The sequence below is a fragment of the Nostoc sp. FACHB-892 genome (assembly GCF_014698795.1).
Lineage (GTDB): Bacteria > Cyanobacteriota > Cyanobacteriia > Cyanobacteriales > Nostocaceae > Nostoc.
Genome location: NZ_JACJTR010000003.1, coordinates 237655 through 260316, shown reverse-complemented (window position 1 = coordinate 260316; position 22662 = coordinate 237655). Strand labels below are relative to the sequence as shown.

Sequence of the window (22662 nt, the reverse complement as noted above, 5' to 3'; positions counted from 1 at the left end):
CAATTACTTATTTTCCAAAACGCTCCATTGCTGTTTGTACTTTCTCTACTTGTCTGGGTGCTTGCATTTCGTTAAAAAGTGCGATCGCTTGTATAAAATTTTCTCTGCTCTTGTCAAGAGCACCCATTTCTTGATGAGTCAATGCAAATTGATAGTAAGCCTCTGCTAAATTAGATTTAGCACCTATTTTATACAGAATTTCTATCGCTTCAGCATGATAAAAAAGCGCCTTAGTAAATTCTCCTTCTTCTCTATATAACCCAGCTAAACAACTTATAGCTTTAGCCTTAAGCTGAGTAAAGTTATTTTCTTCGGAAGTAGATATAGCTTTTTGGCAAAAATCAAAAGATTTTTTAATATCACCTAAGTTTTTGTAAGTTAAACATAGAGTTATTAAGCTATGCACAACTCCCCAAAAAGTCACTCTAGTGGATGAAGATATGGCAGAGAAGCCATCTTCAGCAATATAAACAGCATCTTCTCTAAAGTTAGAAAATGATTTAACAAAAGCTAGGCAACACTGAGCATATGCCATGTAATCGTCAAGATTGCTATCTTGTTCAGCCAAGTTACAAACCGACTTAAAACAATCTTCGGCTGCTTCCATCTCTAATAAATCAAGCTTGCAAAGTCCTGTATTGAAAACTACAGAAATTTTTATTACCTTGACATCTAGATTGTCTAATATTTCTTCTGACTTTTTATAGCAAGCTATAGCTTCTCGAATGCAACCGATAATTCGATATGTATAACCTAGTATATTGTAAAGTTTAATTAGTCTTTCTGGTGATTCTATATAGTCTATTATCCGGCTAATTACAGAAAAATTTTTCTGGAGCAGTCCCAATTGGTAAAACGAGGAACCTAAAGGTAAACCTGTACCCCACTTTTTACCTCTTCCTTGCACAATTACATCACAAGCTTGCTCAAAATCACTAATTTCTACATAGTGATAATAAGCTTCTAAAGCGGTTAATGCATCTGTAATATTCTTGATGACTGTAACTCGTTGCGTCCAACCTTCTGCGGCTTTTCGGTTTACTAATTCCCATTCTTGACTGACTAATCTTAATCTACTAATCGCTTCATCCTGAATTACCGGATGCAGCCAGTATTGTCCTTTTTTCGCTTCTATTAAAGACAAATCTTGCAAAGCTTTAATTACACGCCTGCGTTGTTGTTCTGGAACATCCCAAAGCAAACATAAAACTCCCTCAATAGGTACTGAAGGAATATCTTGATAGCGATAGCATCCTAAACGACACAGAAGGCGATAGGCTTCTAAGTCATTTTTTTCAAGACGTGTAAATTGACTGGCGACTAAATCTTTTAACTCTCTTTCTATTAATAAATATGTACAGTTTTCCTGCCAATAGGCGTGTATGTCACCAGAAAAATCTGTCAATATCGCTCCTCGGAGAATTTGCATTGCTTTGGCGTTACCTCCATAAGCTCTGCACATTTCGCTGAGAATAGTACAATCACAATTGATATGGCATCTGCGGAAAAACTCTCGCCATGCTTCATCATCTAAACCTTCGAGTGGGTAGAGATTTATCTCTACGCTAGACTCTCGCAAACGCTCACGACTTGTTACTAAAGTAACTGAATGCACATCAGGATCTGCTAATACTCTCAATAGCTCAACATAAGGGCGAAGATATTCTAGAAACTTGCCATTTTGATCGAGAGCAGTTTCTAGATTATCGATAAACACCCCAATTTTAGTAGTTGGTTCTCGGAGTTTGCGCCGGAGTCGTTCTAAGCTGATACCAAAGTCACATCCCGGTTCTTCGTTAAAGTATCGCCGCAGCCATTCTTCAACTACACTCTCCACAGGGGTGATGTTTTGGATTTCTGTGGCCATCCATAGTTCCAAAACAAAATCAAATCTTTGACTTTTAAAATATTTGCGTGCTAAGGTTGTTTTGCCAACACCACCTTCACCCTGGATGAGGATAACTTTTGCTCCTCCACTAACAAGGGTATGGAGTTCGGATATTTGGCGATCGCGCCCCACAAAGTTAGAATCTAAATCTTGAGGTTTAGCGTCATTCCCCACTAAATTTGGAATATCTGGGATTTTTTGTGATTGTTGAGTTGTTCTAAACCTCTGAACCACTCCTTGGAAGGTTGATTTTGAGACTTTTTCTCCTAGCACTTTTGACAGCAAATGCCAAAGTTCTGCACCAACTGCTTTTAAATGGGCTTCTGTATAACCACGGCTGTTGGCAATATCCTGGTAAGTCCGCTTTTCATCCTCCCACAAATGACGCAAGATAATCCTTTGAGTTTTATCTAGGTGTTCTCCCGTCTTAAGAAAAACCAAGTTATCTACAAACTCTAAGGCTTCTTCTACACCCATTTGCTAGCTTGATGTATCATTTGCAATTTATTATAACTATATTTTTACTACTTCTTCCTACTTTGCATATTACAAAAATACTTTTTCCTACTCGGTAGTATATTTACTTTATCCTACTGCAAACCATTTTGGACTGTATTATTCTTGTAATTAATACAGGCGAAGTTAAGTTAAGCGCCAATAAAAGGTGGTTGAGGAGAGATTTTACCAGCGTTACTACTGCAAGCTTAGTAAATCACAGATATTACTTGTTACTGTCCCATATCAATGACCAAAGAGGCAAGGGGGAGGATTTAGGATTCCCCCTGCAAAAAGGAGAGGGTTTCAGAACAACTAAATTTAGTTATCGGGTTCTCTTCCCTGTTCCCTACCCCTTTTCCTCTTTTCTTGACTCATGAAAGTGGTGTCTACTAATACAGGCAGTAGGTATTAACTAACTAGATTCTGTAGAGCATATTTACAGCTAAGTATGTAAGCCTTTACCCTACAGGAGGTTCAATGATGTTAGACAAAGCTTGTCATCATGATTGCAATCAAAATCAGTGCCCCTTTGCCCAAGATACACGTAATCCCAATAGATATGTTTGCCTCAAATGTGGTATTGAGCGAGAAATAAATAAGTATTCCCCTGGTTTCGGCTCATTTTTGCTGCTGTTGTTAAGCTTGTTTATTTCGTTTCAACTATTGGTTATCTACGAAAGACGAAACCATCTACAAAGGCAACAACAGTCTTTGAATAACTCACCCAATCAGGCAAACATTCACGACGTGTAAGACTAATCTTCAGGCTGGGCGAGATTTCCCATAATCTCCTTTTTTAAAAGGTAAATGGGAAATCGAAAAGAATATCCACTGCTAAAAGCTAGTTATTTTCGTGAGTAAAATTATGGAAACAAATCAAGATACGCTTTTATTTCGCTTTGCTTCTAAATCTTTGAAATATTTCTTACTGCTACTGTTTGGCATTGCGATCGCCTACGTTCTATCCAGTGGTTTAGGCATTTTACACATTATACCCATACTGGTGTACCTTTTACAACAGCTTTTGCTTCCACTGGGAATCATCTTGTTGTGTTTAATTACAACAGTAGTCATTATTGAATCCCTGCGTTAACAATCTTGGGAGTAAGGAGTTATTCAATTTTGGATTTTAGGTTTTAGATTAACCCCCTATCTTCATGTAATCGCTCTGGGAAAGGAATTTGTAATTTGAGATTTTTCCTTCAATCCAAAATTTAAGTTGCGTTGGAAGCACACCAAAGCTGCGACTCAAAATCTAAAATTAAATGGTTTCTAACTTATTTACTTACCGTAGTAAACCCTGGCATTCCGGTATCCTATATTTCGCAGATATTTATTCCATTCCTGGGCTGGGAATCGATCAGAGAACGGCCCTATGGCTACGTGTGGCCCTCGTGGTTGCGTCCTTTCTAGGACTGCGCCAGATCGTCCTAAATCTTGACTAAATTGACCCAGATTCTGCCTAACTTGTGATGCGATCGCAGATAATTGTTCTAGAGTGGTCGGAATGATGACATAATACCTCGAAACAGGCCTAGTAGCACTTATATTATTGCGATCGCCTACAAAGCCTCTATTACCTACATCTATCTCTTGTCCGTTCGCAAAACTGATAATCCGGGCGCTATATATTCCTCGTGACTGTAACTCATTTACCCGTTGTTGGGCGTTAGATACCCTGTTAAAAACGCCTGACTGAATTACACTCCGTCCCTGATACTGGCGAATGTAAGCAGTAGGTTCAATTTGACGGATTGCTTGTAGCGTCTCGAAATCACTACCATCTACGTAAACTAAGTAGCGCTCAAAGTTTTGGTTATATTGACTAAACTGTGAAGGTTGAGAAGGCTGAAAATTCGGCTCAAATTGATTGTTTTGTAATGGTTGAGAGGGCTGAAAATTCTGCTCAAATTGACTTTCGTCAGCTGGTTGTAACTGCGGTGATGGCTGTTGACCAAAGCGAATTATTGGCAGTGGCGGTAAAGTTTCACCTGCTTGTTGAGCCAATAGCACCTTGCTATTGTAAATTTGTGCTTGTGCTGGAGTAGAGTTGGGAATCAGCACGAACCATCCTCCCACCAATAAAGAGAGAAGTCTGATAGTAGGCTTCCAACCCTCAGAACTTCGGCGCAGCATCTCAATTGGGATAAATTGACTTGGTATTCCTCTCGACATAGTAGTTAGAAAGTAGTCAAAGTATTTTTAGGCAATTTCCATCAAGAACTAATTAGTTCACCGTTGTAGCAACTACAATATAGCGTTAACGTGAAGTTAGCTCATCTACATGACAAAAAATACATCTGCAACTATTCTTATATAAATGCATTCCCATGCAGAGCATGGGAACGAGGAAAATATTAACCAGTAAGCTTTCAAACACAAAGTCTGCCAATTTTGTACCATACACATAAGCTGTATCTGCATTCCATTGGAAATGGACACCAAGATAAGCACGACTGCGCCCATTCTTTAAAGCTGCGGAGGAAAAGCTATTAAATTTTTGGAATATTGGAATATCCGACACGAAAGGACGCGCAACCTTTCCCAGAGAATGCCTACCCAGTTATTCTCAGTAATGACGGAGTTAAGAGCAATTTATATTTGCTTACTCAAAAACCGAAATGCTTTAGTAGTAAGGCTTTGAAGAGTATGTGCTACAATTGAACAACCACGCAGCTATCGTGTCGTACTTTGTATGAAAAAAGTCGTCGTTGGTCTTTCTGGTGGCGTTGACAGTTCCACCGCCGCAGCTATCCTGCACCATCAGGGCTATGAAGTGATTGGTTTGACTCTTTGGCTAATGAAAGGCAAAGGTCAATGTTGTTCTGAAGGTATGATCGACGCGGCTGATCTGTGTGAACAATTGGGCGTTCCCCATGAGGTTGTGGATATTCGAGATGTCTTTCAAACGCATATTGTCGATTACCTGGTGACTGGTTACAGTGCTGGGATCACGCCTTTGCCTTGCTCTCAGTGTAATAAAACGGTGAAGTTTGGGCCAATGGTGCAGTATGCCCATGAACAATTGGGGTGCGATCGCATCGCCACCGGTCATTATGCCCGAATTAGCTATGACGAAGCAACTGGACGTTACCAATTATTAAGGGCTGTTGACCGCAACAAAGACCAATCATACTTCCTCTATGATTTGTCTCAAGATTTACTTGCAGCAACTATATTTCCTCTGGGCGAACTAGAAAAAACTGACACGCGCCGCATTGCTACTGAATACGGACTGAAAACTGCTGACAAGCCAGAAAGTCAAGACTTATGCTTAGTCGAAAGTAACGGTTCCATGCGGGCATTTTTGGATAAATATTTAGCTCCCAAAACAGGCGATATTGTAGATGTATCAGGCAAAGTTTTGGGACAACATGATGGTGTCCATCACTACACGATTGGCCAGCGCAAAGGCTTAGGGATTGCTGCTGCTGAACCTCTGTATGTGATTGAATTAGATGCGGAAAATAATAAAGTAGTAGTAGGCGATCGCACTAAGGTAACTCAGCCAGAATGCACTGTAAATCGGGTAAATTGGGTTTCCATTGCTGAACCATCTACCCCAATTCATGCCGAAGTGCAAATTCGCTATCGTTCAACGCCTACACCAGTGACAGTGATTCCGTTGGAAAATTCCCGTGTGCGTTTGGTGTTTGATGAACCCCAATTCAGCATCACCCCCGGACAAGCGGCGGTGTGGTACGACGGGGAAAAAGTGTTAGGTGGCGGAATAATTGAGCAGTTTAGTTGAATCTCACCACCATTTTGGTAAAAACCAAAACTGCCTCTCCTTTTAACTTCAGATATGCAAAAGCTGCCCTGAGTTTTGGAGGGGTATTTTTATGTTTAAATTGGATAATAATTCCAGAAGAAAAGCCAATCACTTAGTTCAGTTGTATATTGTAAAAGGAATGAACCTTGAGTAAATAAATCCTCAGCTTTTTACTATCGTAAATCCATAGTTCTGGAACTGCGATCGCTTATCCTAGAAGTGATACCTTAAAATACTCGTAATTATTATTCCAAGTCATTCTCTCCTAAATCTTCATCCAAGATTGCTCCGATCTCTCGTCCGCCATAAATGACTCTAAGAATCTCTACACCTGAATCCGAAGGAAGATAAAAAATAAGATACTTTTTAAATCCTTTTATTGCTTGCTGTCGAATACCAGCTAATTTGGGATGAGAGAATTGACAAGATTTTCCCATTCCTGGCATTTTACCCAGTTGTTTGAAAGTTGTTTCTGCTGCTGTAAGAAACCTATCTGAAGCTTCCAAATTATCTGTCGTTTGCTTACCTCGCTCATCAACCTTGGTTTGATCCTTTATGCTTGGCGATTCTTTCGCGCACGGCTTGACGAATGTCTTCCCAATCGTCAGGAGTCATCTCAGTTGCATTCCCAGAATTTAGACCTTCTAAAAGCATCGCTTCCAAACGTTCAGCCGCTTGACGCTTTTGGTCTTGGCGCACTAACTCACGAAAATATTCACTGACACTGCTGTAACCACCAGTTGCCACTTTCTCTTCTATATAAGTCCGCATCGCATCAGGAAGAGATATATTTATACTTTTCACTGGCACAACTTTCCTAATTTTTTCTTCATAATATTATTTTATGGCAATTTATGCCATTTATTGCCATACTAGGCTCAATAAGCAAAAGCTATAGCTGCGAAGGGTTGGAGCTACGTACTCTCTATCAAAAACTACTTTTATCTATCTAATGCCCCTTCAAACTCTTTTAAAGCTTGTACAGTTCCTACTTGCCAAGCTCGTTCAACTGTAGCGGCAATAATTTGAGTTAGAGGGATATTTGGAAAGTTAGAACTGTGTTCAGATTCGATGTAATGTCCATCCTTGAGTAAATAAATCCTCAGCTTTTTACTATCGTAAATCCATAGTTCTGGAACAGCGATCGCTTCGTAAGCATCAAGAGTTGTTTTTGATGTCACATCTGTTTCAATTGCCAAATCGGGAGGCGGATCGTTTGGTTCCAGCTTGCGACGACCAATCATTCTTTGGTAATTCTGAATGTAGAAGCAAGCATCTGGTTCTACCCCTGCTATATTTTCCCGCTTGAAGGTGGTTGAGCCAAAAGGTTCATAACTTTTTCCTGCGATCTTCAGCAAGCTTTTTACAATATCCGAAATTAAGTCCTTTGATTTTTCGTGTTCGGGTAGAGGAACCATAATTTCTAACGTAGACTTGCTGTAAGCAACTCGTAGCGATCGCTTTTCCCCCAGTTCTTGCAAAATAGACTCAAATTCCTCCCAACTGATATCCTGGATATTCACTGTACTACCAGGTGTTAGCCGCATTTGACTAACAGGTTTAACAATGGGGGATACAGCAGTCATAAGCATTTTCCTTATAAAGGAACTATTCTGATTGAGGCTAGATTAGCTTTAGCGTAACCTAATCAGATCGCTTACACGCTAGTTGCAAAAATTTTCCTCCATATCTAAACTCTTTTTTTTCTCTACGTACCAGCATTTGATAAGTTAGTACATAATCTGAAACAATAACATTAAAAGCAGAGAGGGGATTACATTGAGTCAAAATCCAGATGCCATAGCCCCCCACGGTGGACAATTGGTTAACCGTATCGCCACACCAGAACAAAGAGCAGAGTTTCTCTCAAAAGCTGACTTTTTGCCGCAGGTGCAACTTGACGATCGCGCCGTTTCTGATCTAGAAATGATTGCGATCGGTGCTTTTAGTCCACTCACGGGTTTTATGAACCAGGAAGACTACGATCGCACTGTTACAGAAATGCGACTAGCTAACGGTCTTGTGTGGTCAATACCGATTACACTATCGGTAAGCGAAGAAGTAGCTTCCCCCTTAAAAGAAGGCGGCTTCATCCGTCTGGATAACTCCAGAGGTGAATTTATTGGGGTTTTGCAACTCACGCAAAAATATCACTACGACAAAACCCGCGAAGCCATTAATGTCTACCGCACTGATGATGTCAAACATCCAGGCGTACAAGTACTCTATAACCAAGGTACTGTACATCTGGCGGGTGATATTTGGCTATTGCAGCGCGAACCTCATCCCCAGTTTCCCACTTATCAAATCGATCCAGCTGTCTCACGGCAACTATTCAAAGACAAGGGTTGGAAAACCATCGTTGGCTTTCAAACTCGCAACCCCATTCACCGCGCCCATGAATATATTCAAAAGTGCGCTTTAGAAACTGTTGATGGTCTATTTTTGCACCCATTAGTGGGAGCGACAAAAGAAGATGATATTGCCGCCGATGTGCGGATGCGCTGCTATGAAATTTTGCTAGAACACTATTACCCCTTAGATCGGGTAACTTTGGCAATTAATCCAGCAGCAATGCGCTATGCTGGGCCTCGTGAGGCAATATTCCACGCTTTAGTCCGCAAAAACTACGGCTGTACTCACTTTATCGTAGGACGGGATCACGCTGGCGTTGGTGACTATTACGGTACTTACGATGCTCAATACATCTTTGATGAATTTGCCCCAGGTGAATTAGGTATTGTGCCGATGAAATTTGAACACGCTTTCTACTGCACGCGCACTAAGCAGATGGCAACATCTAAAACCAGTCCCAGCAGGCCAGAGGAACGCATTCATTTATCGGGGACAAAAGTCCGAGAAATGCTGCGACGTGGTGAACTACCTCCACCAGAATTTTCTCGTCCTGAAGTAGCGGCAGAGTTGGCGCGGGCAATGCGGATAGAAGTATCTGTTTAGGGCATTGGGCATGGGGTATAGGGCATGGGGCATTAATTATGGTTTCTCACTCTGTTACCTCATCTTCCTTATCTCCAGATTTTGAACAACAAACAGTATCGACTGTAACTTTACAATACAGAGTTCAGCCCTGTAAGCTGCTAACTGATAGCTGAGGGCTGATAGCTAATTATGAAACGGCGCACGTTTTTACACAGAATTGGCTCAATACTCGCGGTATTGGGGATAACTGAAGCTGAGTGGTTGACTTTGGGAAATCGCTATTATCAAGCTTTGGCACAACCCAGCCCGCGGAAATTGGCATTGTTGATAGGTATTAACCAATACCCAAAAATCTCAGCCCTCAGTGGTTGTCTGACAGATGTAGAACTACAAAGAGAACTTTTGATTCACCGCTTTGGCTTTCAAAGGTCAGATATTTTAACTTTAACTGAGGAACAAGCTAGCAGGGGATTCATTGAAGCGGCTTTTTTGGATCACCTGGGTAAGCAAGCTAAACCTGGTGATGTGGTCGTGTTCCATTTTAGTGGTTATGGCAGCCGTGTCAAATTAGAAACATCGCCAGAGCAAATGCAAAACGCTCTGGTGACATTTAATGAGAGTCAAAATTCACAAATAGTTAACTATATATTAGAAGAAACTCTACTGCTATTATTGCGATCGCTCCCCACAAACCGAGTTACAGCAGTATTAGATACTAGCTATTATGCTCCTAGCGCAGTAATAGGATTAAAAATTCGCGCCCTTCAGGAGTCAGTAGCAAAGCTAGCAGCAGAGGAACTCGACTTTCTTAAACAACTTAAAACTCAGAAGTTATCCAGCACTCCAATTGTTTTAGCAGCTACCTCAGAGCCAAAGCAGCCTGCGAGAGAAAGGCTATTTTCTGGTTTTAGTGCTGGGTTATTTACCTATGCGTTGACGCAGTATTTGTGGGAGTTCACCCCAGCTACCACAATTCAAGTCGCCCTGTCTCATGTGGAAAATTCCCTATACAAATTGGGAAATAAACAGCAACCAGCATTATTAAGTAGTCAAAAAAATCCAGATACAACTCTACTTCCAGAAAGTATCATTGGTGCAGAAGGTGTGGTGAGTGATATTGAAGAAGACGGTAAAACAGTACATCTGTGGTTGGCAGGATTGCCTCCACAAGTGCTGCTATACTACGGAGTAAATTCTAGATTCACCCTACCAACAACAGAGCAATTAATATTGCGATCGCGCACTGGGTTAACAGCAAAAGCGCAAATTTCCAAAATTGAAGGTGCAAATCCCCTACAAATCGGGCAACTTGTCCAAGAAGCAGTCCGGGTTTTACCCCGAAATATTAATTTGACAATCGCTTTGGATACGGGATTGGAAAGAATTGAGCGGGTAGACGCTACAAGTGCCTTTGCTGGATTTTCCCATATATCTACCGTAATAGCAGGAGAAAAACCAGCTGATTATCTATTTGCCAAGCTACAAGAAATTCCCAGTAGTTATGGTCTATTTTCTCTTGGTGGCGAGCTAATTCCCAATACCACCGGGGAAGTAGGAGAAGCAGTAAAATTAATAGTACAAAGGTTAGCGCCAAAATTATCAATCCTGTATGCAGCCAAATTATGGCGGCTTACAGAAAATGAAGGTTCTTCCCGCTTGCCTCTCAAGGCAACCTTAGAAATAATTAGTGGCATCTCACCTCGCGTCGTCATCGAGCGCGAAACAGTACGAACTTTCAAGACTGAAAACTCGATTAAAAAATCACTCCCTACTCCGATTGTGCCTATCGGTAGTCGAATGCAATATCGAGTGGAAAACCAGAGCGATCGCCCAGTATATTTAATCTTGCTGGGATTAAACAATAATCATACAGCGATCGCCTTCTACCCTTGGGAAACCCCCACAGAAGCAAACACTGCGGACACCAAGCCCCTCCTTAAAGAAGTCGTTATTGCCCCAGGTGAAACCCTTACCCTACCCCAAACTAATGCTGCTTCCCAATGGGTGATTTCAGGGCCAGCTTCTGAGTGCGAACAACAACTGATTTTTAGTACTGCCCCCTTTAGCGAAACTCTGGCCGCCTTAAGTACTGCTAAGTATTCCACAGCCGAACAACGGTCGATTGATCCATTGTTAAATCCCTTGGACGTTGCACAAGCCTTGCTACAAGACTTGCATAACGCTAACGCCCTCAAAACTGAGATGAATGGCACAGCAGCCGACTCATATATCTTGGATGTAAATAATTGGGCAAGTCTTAGCTTTAGTTTTCAGGTATCTTGACACTCCTAGAGCTATTAAACTATCGCTGTTTTAGTTTTAAGTTGGGCAAATCTAGCTTGTCTTTCTACTATCAACTTTCTGGAAGTAGACACTACTCTTAAAACAACACTATTCAAGAATGTGGAAGAAATAAGTTCTTTCAAGGAAACACTTACAGGTTAGATTTTGCAGCCTGAAATCTCTCTGTCTTTTTACTGCTCTATAAGTCCGCCTCCCCTGACCAACCTTCGAGATCATCTCCAGTAAAAAATTCTTTCTCCAAGCATAAGCTAGAGTTTTATATAACTTTAGTTATACTCCTATTGATTACCTTGAATGTTCAACTTGAGTATTTAACTCATAAAGACCATAAACCATAAAATATCTCAATTTAATTCAGTCGCCAGCAGGAGGAGATTTAGCACAATATTTTTTATAATTGCGAACAAAGCTTATAAATCTGGAAACAGCGTATGCCTCTTCATAAACTTGAACATTTTGACCCAAACTATCGAGAAACTTTTGGCGGAGACGACCTTAAATCCCTGGATCTTTATACTGAGGGAGGAGACAGAGTTGGCTCAGTGGCCGATGTTTTAGTTGATGACGACGGCCATTTTCGCTATTTAATTATTGATACAAGCGTAGATTTTCTAGGAAAAAAAATATTACTACCAATTGGGCTTTCCCGGATCGATTATGCTGCAAGACGTGTCTATGTTGAGGGATTAACTAAGCAGCAAGTAGAAGGTTTAGTTGAGTACAAAGAAGACGCGTTCATTGATAATGATTATGAAGAAAGTGTACGTAGTCGATTTCGTTCTCCAAGCAGCGATGTGACTTATGATCGCAATACATACAATTACCAAACAGAACCAGCTTTATACGGCTTGAATGATCAAGACCATCAGACTTTTAGACTGTATGAAGAACGATTAATTGCTAGCAAACAGCGGATCAAAACTGGAGAAGTAACGGTTGGTAAACACATTGAAACAGAAACTGCAAGTGTTACAGTACCTATTCAAAAAGAACGAGTTCTAATTGAGCGAGTTGTACCAACACAAGCAGGAAACGTTGTAGATGCCAATGAGCTTAAGTTCCAAGAAGGGGAAGTAGCACGCATAGAAGTTTACGAAGAAACTCCTGAGATACGTAAAGAAGCCTTTGTGCGTGAAGAAGTCCGTGTTAAGAAAGTAGTAGAACAGGACACAGTGGAAGCACAAGAAACTATTCGTCGAGAAGAGTTAGATGTTGATACTGAGGGTAATTTACAAGTGCAAGAACATGGTACTACTACACATGAAACTATTTAACTAATAGGTCAATAAGTTTGTTTGGTATCTTTATCTAAAATAATTATGCAGGCAAAGTTAATTTTTATCTATGCCTGTATTTTTGTATTAAACAACAAAATTTCCGGTTTCTCTAAGAAGGCGGAGATTTAACCAATTGAAAAAAATTTACATATAGAGACATCAAATTGCACTTTATATTACAATTCCTTCCTATCTCTACTTAATGCTTGGCTCTGCTATAAATCTGCTATAAGAAAATATCTATAACTTTTGATAATTTAACTTTTAAAATAGTTCATTCGCCAGAAAGAGGTAAATAAGTCATTAAATGGCTAACTTAGTTATTAGGAGATGGGAAGAAAATTTTTGAGGAAAATATCATGGTTCTTTACAGATTAGAAGATTTTGAGCCTAATTATCGTGAAACCTTTGAAGGTCGCGACATTAATGGCCTTGGCGTTTATACACAAGGAACTGATGAAAAGATTGGTACTGTTAGCGATGCTTTAGTGGATGAAGAAGGTCATTTCCGCTATTTAGTCGTTGACTTAGGTTTCTGGATTTTTGGTAAAAAGGTATTACTACCAATTGGTCGTGCCAGGATCGACTATAACGTTGATCGCGTTTACACAATTGGCTTGACTAGAGAGCAAGCAGAAGACTTACCTGAATTCAATGAGCGCCTAGCGCTTGATTACGACTATGAAGAACGGGTGCGTGGGGTGTATCGCCAGCCCACAGACTACACCCGTCCTTTAGAAGCATCAACACCTGTAGAAGCAACAATACCTGTAGATACAAGCTATCAACCAGCAGCAACTACACCAACTTACAATCGTGATACCTACAATTACGAACATGAGCCTTCTTTATACGGGGTAAATGAGCAAGATCATCAAACTCTGAGATTGTATGAAGAACGGCTAATTGCCGGCAAACGTCGCCAAAAAGCTGGAGAAGTAGCGATTGGCAAACACGTTGAAACTGAGACTGCACGGGTTGCAGTGCCAATAGAAAGAGAGCGCGTTGTGATTGAGCGCGTAACTCCAGCAGACGCAGGTACTGCCGTTTCTGGGCGCGAAGCAGACTTCCGTGAAGGCGAAGTTGCTCGCGTGGAAATCCACGAAGAAACTCCTGAAATTCGCAAAGAAGCATTTTTGCGTGAAGAAGTCAGAGTTAGAAAAGTGGTCGAACAAGACACAGTTGAAACTCAAGAAACTGTACGTCGTGAAGAGTTAGATGTGAATGCTGGTAATCTTCCGATTGAAGAACGCTAACTAAGAGAGTCATTAGTTAGTAGCTAATGACTAATAATCAATTTAGTACAGTACAGGTGAGGCTGTGAAGTTAGCTTTGCCTGTGCTTACGATAGATAATGCAACTTTAGATTTTGGATTGCGGATATTGTCGTAAATATGGGTTAGATAAATACTATCTGTCGTAAACATTTTCTAATTAGTATTTAAGTGGTCAATACGTTTAATTTAGTTAAGTAAAAAGTAACTCATAATTTGCATATGAATAGCCAACCGATGACAAAAAACATTGGACAGGCAAACTCCGACTCTCAAACTAGCACCTCATTAGCAGATTTAAGAAAGAAGGTGAAAGGTTTTGCTGTATTCGATCAGCAAGGTCAACTAGTAGGAGTAGTTCATGACTTAGTTGTGGATCCTAATCGTCGATTAAACCTAGTTATATCTAACCAGGTGAATCAAGAGACTCTAGAATATGGTCAGCAGTTAGCCGGGAAACATCCTTGTTTCTTTCGGTTGCAGAGCCAGAAAATCAAAAAAATCGACAAGCCGACTAAATCTGTCTTCATAGACTTAAACAAATCAGAAATTGAATATATGCCTGAATATTTAGAAGCAGAAACACCAGGCGAACGCGTACTATCAGAAAACTCAACTGAGCAACCAGTTGATTATCAAACTACAAATAACCCAGTTGAGCCAATAAATTTAGAAGAGGCTACCGAAGAACAGATTATTCGTTTACTAGAAGAACGATTAGTTGTTGAAAGCAGTAAGCGTAAAATTGGCGAGGTGATAGTTCGCAAACAAGTCGAAACCCGGATGATACAAGTTCCTGTCCGGCGTGAAAAGCTGATCGTAGAACAAATTAGCCCAGAACAAAAACAACTTGCAGAAATTGATTTAGGAGAAGAAGAAATTTCTGGCATCGAATTAACCGATACAGAAAGATTTGAAGTTACACATCTTAACAGTGGTTTAACGGTAAGCGGCGAGTTTAGCTCACCTAAAACAGCTAGTTTATTATTAAATGCGATCGCACTAGAGCAAAATCACGGCTGCAATCAGGTGCGAGTGACCATTGCTGTTGAAGATGAGTCACACCAGAAAAAATATCAGGAATGGTTTGATCGCTGTTCTAAAGGTCAGCAACCAAATCCTGAAAAATGAGTTAGTTTCTCGCTGATTGTTAGGGTGGGCATCGCACACCCTAATTTTTTTTGTTGATTTAAGAAAAGAAAGTTGAAATTTCTGTTAAGAGCCAGTGGAATGTCCCTGAAGCAACTTAATTTACAATACTAAGCAGTTGCCGTTTTTTTGGCCACTTGCAATGAAATTTCAACTGAAGAGACTTTTACCGAAGAAAAAACCCCGCCTGATCCCACGTATTCAGATTCAAGTTCGAGATGGAAAGTTTGAGATTATAGGTATGGGTGCATGGCATTCCTACTGGCGCGATCCCTACCATCTGCTGCTGACGATTTCCTGGGCTGGCTTTCTGAGCCTAATTTGTAGTTTCTATATAACGATTAATATTCTATTTGCCCTAGCTTACTGGATAGGAGGAGATTGTATTGCCAACGCCCGACCTGGCTCTTTTTTAGATGTCTTTTTCTTTAGCGTGCAAACCCTAGCATCTATCGGCTATGGGGCAATGTATCCTAAAACAACTTACGCCAACATTGTTGTCACGATTGAAGCAATGATCGGTTTGATGGGAATTGCTGTGATGACGGGGCTAGCGTTTGCTCGATTCTCCCGACCGACAGCCCGCGTGCTTTTTAGTCGTGTGGCTGTAATTACACCTCATAATGCGATGCCGACTCTCATATTTCGTAGCGCTAATCAGCGTCGCAATATGATTCTGGAAGCGCAGATGCGAGTCTACTTGATGCGCGACGAAGTAACGCTAGAAGGTAAGTTCATGCGTCGGTTCTACGATCTCAAACTCTTAAGCAGCCAAACACCTAGCTTTACGTTAAGCTGGTCAGTGATGCATGTGATTGATGAGTTTAGCCCTTTATATGGGATGACAGCAGAATCATTAACGCAGACAAATACTATGCTGATCATCTCTTTAAGTGGCATTGATGAAACGGTTGCACAGGTCGTCCATGCGCGTCATAGTTATGCTGCTAATGAAATTTTGTGGAACAATCAATTTGTTGATATCATCCACCACACACCCGATGGACATCGCTACATTGATTACAACCGCTTCCACGATGTTTTACCTTTAGATGAAATACTTTAAATGGCTAAAAGTTAGTCCAAATTCTGATTGAGTGCTGGTTGTAAGGGTTTAACGACAACCCGACCATTCTCAACTACAGTGCAACTTTTAACCATGCTCTTGCTGTAGTTAACTGGCACATCCTGGGACTGGTTTTGGTAGGAGACATTTTGCTGCTGTTGGTTGAGGACGACAACACAACAAGGGCAGGAGGAGAAAGACATATAAAATATTTTGATCTCTATATCTATTATCGCTCTACTGATGCTGTTTGGCTGAAAAATTTGCTCCTGATGTGTTTTGATGCCAGTGCCGATTTAAAGTGTATATGCGAAACTATGGCTGTAAGTAGTTGCTTTCTTGTGCTTGTAACCTGTTTGATATATCTAAACCAAGTAAACAGGAAAGCGGTTATAGATCCCGCCCCGCTTTCCTCTCTGCTCAAACTTGTCTGACAGGGTTAGATAGTGGATTTTTCTAATGAAAAAATTTTTGAGATACCTGGGTTTAGGTTTGCTATCTACGTTTCTGACTGCAACTCCTGGATTGGGAGCTGAACGCATTAGCTTTTATTATCCTCCCTTCGGGGAGTTCTCCTTGTCTGTGGATTCGCTGGAAACTTTTGCTAGAGAAGGCAAAATCGATCAAAATTTTTCATTTTATGCTAGTCGTGCTACCCCACAACAACTCGCTCAACTGCGGGATCTGCTCCAGCAAAGGTTCAATGTCACTCCTACTTTGGTGTCTCAGGTTACCTACTCACCTATAGGCGAACAAGTGATGCAACAGCTAGGAGAATTACTCCTCACTGAGTCTCGACAGAACGGCTTCTATGCCATACGTGCCTCTTTGATTTTGGCTGCTGTTGATCAAGAAGGTTTAACAGTTGTGAATTTGCTGCGGAAATTTCCTAGCAATACTATGCGGGTGAATTTCACAGAGGGGTTAAGAATAGTTGATGACTTGTCACAATTGCTCAGAAGAAGGGATGAAGTTGTTGCCTCTCTTCAAAAAGAAGCGATCGCTCAAGCAGCTAATTCAACCGTTGACTTCTCACAAAAGCTAGATTTGCGATCGCCTGGTAAATTCCGCTGGCAGAAAAAAAACCTGGAGCTAAATGACTTTCTTCGCAATCGCCGTTTACCAGTAGATATTTATTTACCTGAAACTCAAAACTCTCTGTCCCCTCCCTTTCCTCTTATTGTCATTTCTCATGGCCTCGCCTCAGACCGCTCTCCCTTTGTTTATCTAGCTGAACATCTAGCATCCTATGGTTTTGCTGTTGCTGTACTGGAACACCCTGGTAGTAATGCCGAACGCATTCAACAATACTTTTCGGGTTTAGCAGGGCCGCCACAACCAACGGAATTTATCAACCGACCTTTGGATATTAAGTATCTACTCAATGAACTCCAGCGACTGGAAAAACTTGATCCTACCCTCCAAGGAAAACTCAATTTTCAGCAAGTTGGGGCAATCGGCCATTCTTTTGGCGGTTATACTGTGTTGGCTCTAGCAGGAGCAAATATTAACTTTAACCAACTGCGCCAAGACTGTGATCCTATTACTTCATCCTTTAATTTGTCGCTCTTTTTGCAGTGCCAAGCAATTGAGTTATCCCCGACAATTTACCAACTCAAAGACGATCGCATCAAGGCCATTATGGCGATTAATCCGATTAACAGTTCAATCCTGGGTGAAGACGGAATTAGTCAAATTAAAGTACCTGTAATGTTGGTAGGAGCTAGTCAAGATATTTTCGCCCCACCTGTATTTGAGCAGATTCGCCCCTTTACCTGGCTTTCTGCATCTAATAAGTACCTAGCTTTGATCGAAAATGCCACCCACTTTTCAGCGATCGCAGAACCTACTTCTGAAAATAATGTTTTACCTGTGCCAGCTGCCTTGTTAGGCCCTGATCGTACTCCTGTTTATTCCTATCTCAACGCCCTCAGCGTAGCTTTTTTGGAAACTCATCTCCTCAACCGCCCTGAATACCGTTCCTATTTACAGCCATCCTACGCCACATATATTAGTCAAGAGCCACTTAATCTTAGTCTTTTGCAGTCGTTGTCGGCAGATCAGTTCAATCAAATTCGGAATAGATCAACTGTCCAGTCAGTCAAACCATTAAATTTTCAACCTCCCTCTACCCCTACCATCCGTAAGAGGTTTGGGGCTTCCAGATAAATCCAATTCGCAATTCGCTTTTTCGCAATGACGCTCCTACGTCGCTCTAAGCGTAGCCATGCCGTAAAGCCTGCGGCATAGCTACGCTTAGGGCGCAGCCTCTCGTAGAGAAGGCTTTACCCTGCGCTAACGCAATTAAACTCAGCCCGATACTAGGGGTGGGGTTTTTACCTACCTTGAGATACAAGGATTTTTTCTCGTGCAAACGCTACCGCGAACGCGCCACTTGCGGGCGAGGTTTTGAACATGAAGCTTTTTTGATAAAAAAATATTCCATCCCTGCGGGACGCTACGTGTAGCTTGCTTCCCCAAAGGAGTACGCTTTAAGGGAAGGGAGGCAGGTGGTCACTGAGCGTCTTGCCCTGAGCGTAATCGTAAAGCCTGCGGCATAGCTACCCTTTGGACGCAGCCTCTCCAAGAGTTGGGAGCCGAAGTTTTACCAGCAGGCCCAAGCAACCAAAACAAAACTCTGACCACGCATAACGAGAAAACGTTGGTTATAACGCAGTTTGTGAACTTTTGTAAAGAATTAGTTGGGTCTGCATAAAATTTAGAGATCCAACTGATAACTCAACAGACACAGTGCTGTCCAACTATCAGGGAGGATTTTATGGACTTCTGTCAGAGGATGTTTGAAAAGTGTTTCACTGTGATTTTAGGCAATTTTAGATCCCCCCTACAGCTTTTTAAAGGGGGAACCGGAATCACAGTCCCCCTTTCTAAAGTGGATTTAGAGGTATTTAGAGGTTTTGATGCCGACAAGATGACTTTTCAAACATCCGCTAAAGAATTAGTTGGCTCTGCATAAAACTTGCGCGCCCAAGGTGAAGGAAACAGGCATTAGTTTGACAATGATTGTAGGTGAAAGTTCAATATGAAAAAAGTGTTTGCATTAATTGAAAAAGAATCAGCCAAATCTGCTCAATTAGGCTGCGAGAAGTAGGCTACAGTTGGGTTTTAAATCCCCTTATGTAACTCTCTTCTCTACGAGACGCTGCGCGAACAATGGGTGAATTTGGAATTTAGTAATTGTTGTGGTAGTTCTCAATGGCGTGGAATATAGTAAGGAGCCTACAAATCTGTTAGCAGCCTTGCTTTTCTCAGAATAAATGTTAGTAAGGTTTCTTTTTTGGAAATGATTTCAGCTGTAACGTCCATCCCTGCTTGAATAGAATAGGATTTATCGCCCCTTGTTAAATGATTTCTTTCTGCTTCAATTGTCACCTCATAGTAAGGCGCAATTGGAATGTTACTGTTCCCTTGAGATGTAATAGCATCAGCGCTTATGCCTCTAACAGCACCTTTGAGAATGCCATAATCTGGGTACGGATAAGCAGAAAGCCGCATTTGTACTTCCCCTTCTGAGCATTTTGTTACTTCTGGAACTTTACACACCTGCACTTTACTAATATCTGAAGAGGGAACACGGGCTTTGATTACTAAAGGGGCATTTTTGGGAGCAATTTGAGCGATCGCATCCCCAGGACGGACAACTTGTCCAGCATTTCTCAACTCCAGTTTGAGGATAGTACCTGCCTCTGAGGTACGAATTACAGTTTTTTGTAATTCCGTGAACACTCGTTTAAGTTCTTGTTGAGCGCTACTAATTTGGTTTTGAATCTCTATTTGACGCCTGATGAGTTCCTGTCTTTCTTTGTTCAATGCCGCTAGAGTAGATTCACCTCTTGTTACTTCTTGGGAAATGCGTTCTTGGGCGATCGCCACATTAGCATTACTGGGATTGAGTCCAGCTTTAGTACGTTCCAATCTGGCAAGTGCAGCTTTTAAAGCTTGTTCTTTTTCTTTAATTTGGAGAATAGCGATCGCTCCTGTATTTCCTAGCTGCTGATATCGGTTCATTTCCTCCCTAGCTAATTCAGCAGCCGCTTCTGCTTCTTGCACTTCTGTCTGAGTTGTAATTCCCCTGTCTTTATAGTCCCGTTGGTTACGACTAAGGTCTGCTTTTGCAGATGTGATCGCCTGTCGCATTGCATTAGATTCAGCAGTGATTTGAGTTTCTAGAGCTTTTAATTGTGCAGTAAACTGCGCTCTTTGTAACTCATTTTGTCGAATATTTCCGAGTATTTCTTCTCTTCTACTTTGTAATTGGGAGTTGTCGATGAGGGCGATCGTATCTCCTTTTTTCACAACTTGATTTTCTTTTACTTTGATATTTATGACTGTTCCCTCTGCTGTTGCTTGCACTAACCGGATTTCTCCGGTTGGGCGGACGGTAGCATTAGCTTTTACTATTACGTTGTATTGAAAGACACTAGCAAGGCTAAAGGCAGCGCCAACACTTCCAATTAAAAATATCCCTCCCAACCTTGTCCATATACTGACTGAGGGAAGATATTCGTCTTTTTCGACTAGGCGGAGAAAGTCTGGCTGTGGGTCAATGAGCATAAACGTTAAAAAGCATTTTGTTTACGTAAATAATCTAGCAAAAAAACTTACCTACCGTTAGCGCGACGATAAAGATTTAGGTAGATACAAGAAATAAAACCTCTCTTCGGTTTCAATAATATTTTTTGTAAAAATCTTATGATTTTGGCGCTTTTGCCTTTCAGGGCGAAAGCGACAGCTTTTGCTTTTATTACTGATAAGTCCCTTACCAGTATATAGTTAGTATGTAAATACAAGGTTTCTATACAGCTAAGTTTAAATAACAATTAGGCGTTTTAGTATGAATATCAAATCTTTATAAGATTTATCTAAAATTTTATCTTTCCTTTATTTATTTTCAAAAAAATGGTATAATGCTTACAAGTTTTTCAAAGCTATTTCTCATTTATCAAAGATTAAGTAAGTTTACACTGTTAGATATTAAAATAATTTATACAAATTTATTTTAGCTTTGTATATAAAAACTTAACGTAAAGCATATCTATGTAAATATACTTAGCAAGAGATGCAGAACCCCAGTTGTGAGTTTTATCGACTACTTAAAAGTATCTTGTATAAAAAATATATTAATTTTACTAATTTTATGTTTAACTGCCTGTATTTACGTTATTTCCTCAGCATTAATGCTGAATATGTTTAACTTATGTATTCTCGGAAAAAATACATCATTTAGTCCGCCATATTTATATGAATATGAATATTGACGGTATTTGCTATTTTTGGATAATTGAAATTTTTCTAATTAAATTTGTATAAAGAAGAACTATGTAGTATCTTTTTTGAAAAGGTGTAATACATATTTATTAAAAAAATAAATGCTTGACCTTTAGAGCAAGAGTCGTATAATACTTTTAGCGGAACAAAAAAGTAATCAAATATACTCTTTAAATGTTTATATCTATTACTTTGAAGCGACGCGATTTTAACCTCAACAATCAAGCGAGAACTAAAATTATGGAAAGCACATTGTTCACCGCATTAACCGTTACCGAAGAAGCTAGTTTGTCTGGTGGTACTGTTAAGAAGGCTAAGAAGGAACACAAGGTTAAAAAGTACAAGGACTCCGCATCCAAGTACTTAGATTTGAACCTGAACATAATTACAAACGCAGTTACACAAACAAATGTTGCTGTTGATCTCGGTGATGTAGACAAGATAGAACAAAAAAATACCAGTAACATTACTAATGTTATTGCTGGTTAGTAAAAGGGAAAGAATAAACGTAAAGACACGATTAACCGTTTCTTTACTGAGATAAAGTGTCTTAAACAAAATAACCTGCTCCAACAGGGTAGTTTGCCTTCTGGCAAGACATTATCTTTGTTGCTTATCGCAGTTATTCTGGCATTACGTTTATTTCTACCGCATACTTTTGTTGACCTTTCGAGCAAGAGTCGTATAATATTTTTAGCGGAACAAAAAAGTAATTAAATATACTCTTTAAATGTTTATATTTATTACTTTGAAGTGACGTTACTTTCACCTTCAACAATCAAGCGAGAACTAAGATTATGGAAAGCACATTGTTCACCGCATTAACCGTTACCGAAGAAGCTAGTTTGTCTGGTGGTACTGATAAAAAGGCTAAGAAGGAACACAAGGTTAAAAAGTACAAGGACTCCGCATCCAAGTACTTAGATTTGAACCTGAACATAATTACAAACGCAGTTACACAAACAAATGTTGCTGTTGATCTCGGTGATGTAGGCAAGATAGAACAAAAAAATACCAGTAACATTACTAATGTTATTGCTGGTTAGTAAAAGGGAAAGAATAAACGTAAAGACACGATTAACCGTGTCTTTGCTGAGATAAAGTGTCTTAAACAAAATAACCTGCTCCAACAGGGTAGTTTGCCTTCTGACAAGACATTAGCTTTGTTGCTTATCGCAGTTATCCTGGCATTACGTTTATTTCTA

Annotated in this window: 19 protein-coding genes; 12 read left to right on the top strand and 7 right to left on the bottom strand. The window is 40.4% G+C overall.

Annotated elements, in window-relative coordinates; translation table 11 throughout:
- Positions 1–7 precede the first annotated feature (7 nt).
- Positions 8–2365 (bottom strand): tetratricopeptide repeat protein, encoded by a 2358-nt coding sequence (locus H6G96_RS05920; RefSeq protein WP_190910576.1) that lies wholly within the window; start codon positions 2363–2365, stop codon positions 8–10.
- Positions 2366–2863: 498 nt separating this feature from the next.
- Between H6G96_RS05920 and H6G96_RS05915 the strand changes: the two genes are divergently transcribed.
- Both H6G96_RS05915 and H6G96_RS05910 read left to right on the top strand, forming a co-directional pair.
- Positions 2864–3139 carry a hypothetical protein gene (locus H6G96_RS05915; RefSeq protein WP_190910575.1) on the top strand — a complete coding sequence of 92 codons (276 nt, stop codon included), beginning with the start codon at positions 2864–2866 and terminating at the stop codon, positions 3137–3139.
- A gap of 112 nt (positions 3140–3251) precedes the next feature.
- The gene (locus tag H6G96_RS05910; protein ID WP_190910574.1) at positions 3252–3479 is read left to right on the top strand and encodes a hypothetical protein; all 228 of its coding nucleotides are present in this window, start codon (positions 3252–3254) and stop codon (positions 3477–3479) included.
- 188 nt (positions 3480–3667) lie between these two features.
- Here the strand turns inward: H6G96_RS05910 and H6G96_RS05905 are convergent, their stop codons facing one another.
- Complete coding sequence (locus tag H6G96_RS05905; protein ID WP_242063180.1) at positions 3668–4561, bottom strand: hypothetical protein; 894 nt, start codon at positions 4559–4561, stop codon at positions 3668–3670.
- Positions 4562–5081: 520 nt separating this feature from the next.
- On the opposite strand from H6G96_RS05905, the gene mnmA reads away from it, so the two are divergent.
- A complete protein-coding gene (mnmA, locus tag H6G96_RS05900; protein ID WP_190910573.1) occupies positions 5082–6137 on the top strand; it encodes a tRNA 2-thiouridine(34) synthase MnmA in 1056 nt (351 codons plus the stop codon).
- Positions 6138–6403: 266 nt separating this feature from the next.
- Here mnmA and H6G96_RS05895 read toward each other — a convergent pair whose 3' ends face one another.
- From H6G96_RS05895 to H6G96_RS05885, 3 genes are all read right to left on the bottom strand, one after another.
- Positions 6404–6664: a type II toxin-antitoxin system RelE/ParE family toxin gene (locus tag H6G96_RS05895; RefSeq protein ID WP_242063179.1), complete on the bottom strand. Its 261-nt coding sequence runs from the start codon at positions 6662–6664 to the stop codon at positions 6404–6406.
- A gap of 28 nt (positions 6665–6692) precedes the next feature.
- Positions 6693–6962, bottom strand: a complete 270-nt coding sequence (locus H6G96_RS05890) for a type II toxin-antitoxin system ParD family antitoxin (RefSeq protein ID WP_190910572.1) — start codon at positions 6960–6962, stop codon at positions 6693–6695.
- 137 nt (positions 6963–7099) lie between these two features.
- The gene (locus H6G96_RS05885; protein ID WP_190910571.1) at positions 7100–7744 is read right to left on the bottom strand and encodes a Uma2 family endonuclease; all 645 of its coding nucleotides are present in this window, start codon (positions 7742–7744) and stop codon (positions 7100–7102) included.
- A gap of 193 nt (positions 7745–7937) precedes the next feature.
- Here H6G96_RS05885 and sat point away from each other — a divergent pair, with 193 nt between their 5' ends.
- From sat to H6G96_RS05855, 6 genes are all read left to right on the top strand, one after another.
- A complete protein-coding gene (gene sat, locus H6G96_RS05880) occupies positions 7938–9116 on the top strand; it encodes a sulfate adenylyltransferase (protein ID WP_190910570.1) in 1179 nt (392 codons plus the stop codon).
- A 171-nt stretch (positions 9117–9287) separates the two neighbouring features.
- Positions 9288–11381, top strand: a complete 2094-nt coding sequence (locus H6G96_RS05875; protein ID WP_190910569.1) for a caspase family protein — start codon at positions 9288–9290, stop codon at positions 11379–11381.
- A 452-nt stretch (positions 11382–11833) separates the two neighbouring features.
- Entirely contained in the window at positions 11834–12676 is an 843-nt protein-coding gene (locus H6G96_RS05870) for a DUF2382 domain-containing protein (RefSeq protein WP_190910568.1), read from the top strand.
- A gap of 362 nt (positions 12677–13038) precedes the next feature.
- The gene (locus H6G96_RS05865; protein WP_190910567.1) at positions 13039–13935 is read left to right on the top strand and encodes a DUF2382 domain-containing protein; all 897 of its coding nucleotides are present in this window, start codon (positions 13039–13041) and stop codon (positions 13933–13935) included.
- A gap of 255 nt (positions 13936–14190) precedes the next feature.
- Positions 14191–15084, top strand: coding sequence for a DUF2382 domain-containing protein (locus H6G96_RS05860; protein WP_242063178.1), 894 nt, complete (start codon positions 14191–14193; stop codon positions 15082–15084).
- A 160-nt stretch (positions 15085–15244) separates the two neighbouring features.
- Positions 15245–16168: an ion channel gene (locus H6G96_RS05855; protein ID WP_190910565.1), complete on the top strand. Its 924-nt coding sequence runs from the start codon at positions 15245–15247 to the stop codon at positions 16166–16168.
- Between the two features lie 11 nt (positions 16169–16179).
- Here H6G96_RS05855 and H6G96_RS05850 read toward each other — a convergent pair whose 3' ends face one another.
- On the bottom strand, positions 16180–16371 hold the full coding sequence (locus H6G96_RS05850; RefSeq protein WP_190910564.1) for a hypothetical protein: 192 nt from the start codon (positions 16369–16371) through the stop codon (positions 16180–16182).
- Between the two features lie 256 nt (positions 16372–16627).
- On the opposite strand from H6G96_RS05850, the gene H6G96_RS05845 reads away from it, so the two are divergent.
- Complete coding sequence (locus tag H6G96_RS05845; RefSeq protein ID WP_190910563.1) at positions 16628–18337, top strand: alpha/beta hydrolase; 1710 nt, start codon at positions 16628–16630, stop codon at positions 18335–18337.
- A gap of 1071 nt (positions 18338–19408) precedes the next feature.
- Here the strand turns inward: H6G96_RS05845 and H6G96_RS05840 are convergent.
- Positions 19409–20743, bottom strand: a complete 1335-nt coding sequence (locus H6G96_RS05840) for an HlyD family efflux transporter periplasmic adaptor subunit (protein ID WP_190910562.1) — start codon at positions 20741–20743, stop codon at positions 19409–19411.
- Between the two features lie 954 nt (positions 20744–21697).
- Between H6G96_RS05840 and H6G96_RS05835 the strand changes: the two genes are divergently transcribed.
- Together H6G96_RS05835 and H6G96_RS05830 are read left to right on the top strand one after the other, a co-directional pair.
- The gene (locus tag H6G96_RS05835; RefSeq protein ID WP_190910561.1) at positions 21698–21946 is read left to right on the top strand and encodes a hypothetical protein; all 249 of its coding nucleotides are present in this window, start codon (positions 21698–21700) and stop codon (positions 21944–21946) included.
- Positions 21947–22254: 308 nt separating this feature from the next.
- Positions 22255–22503 (top strand): hypothetical protein, encoded by a 249-nt coding sequence (locus H6G96_RS05830; protein ID WP_190910560.1) that lies wholly within the window; start codon positions 22255–22257, stop codon positions 22501–22503.
- Positions 22504–22662 lie beyond the last annotated feature (159 nt).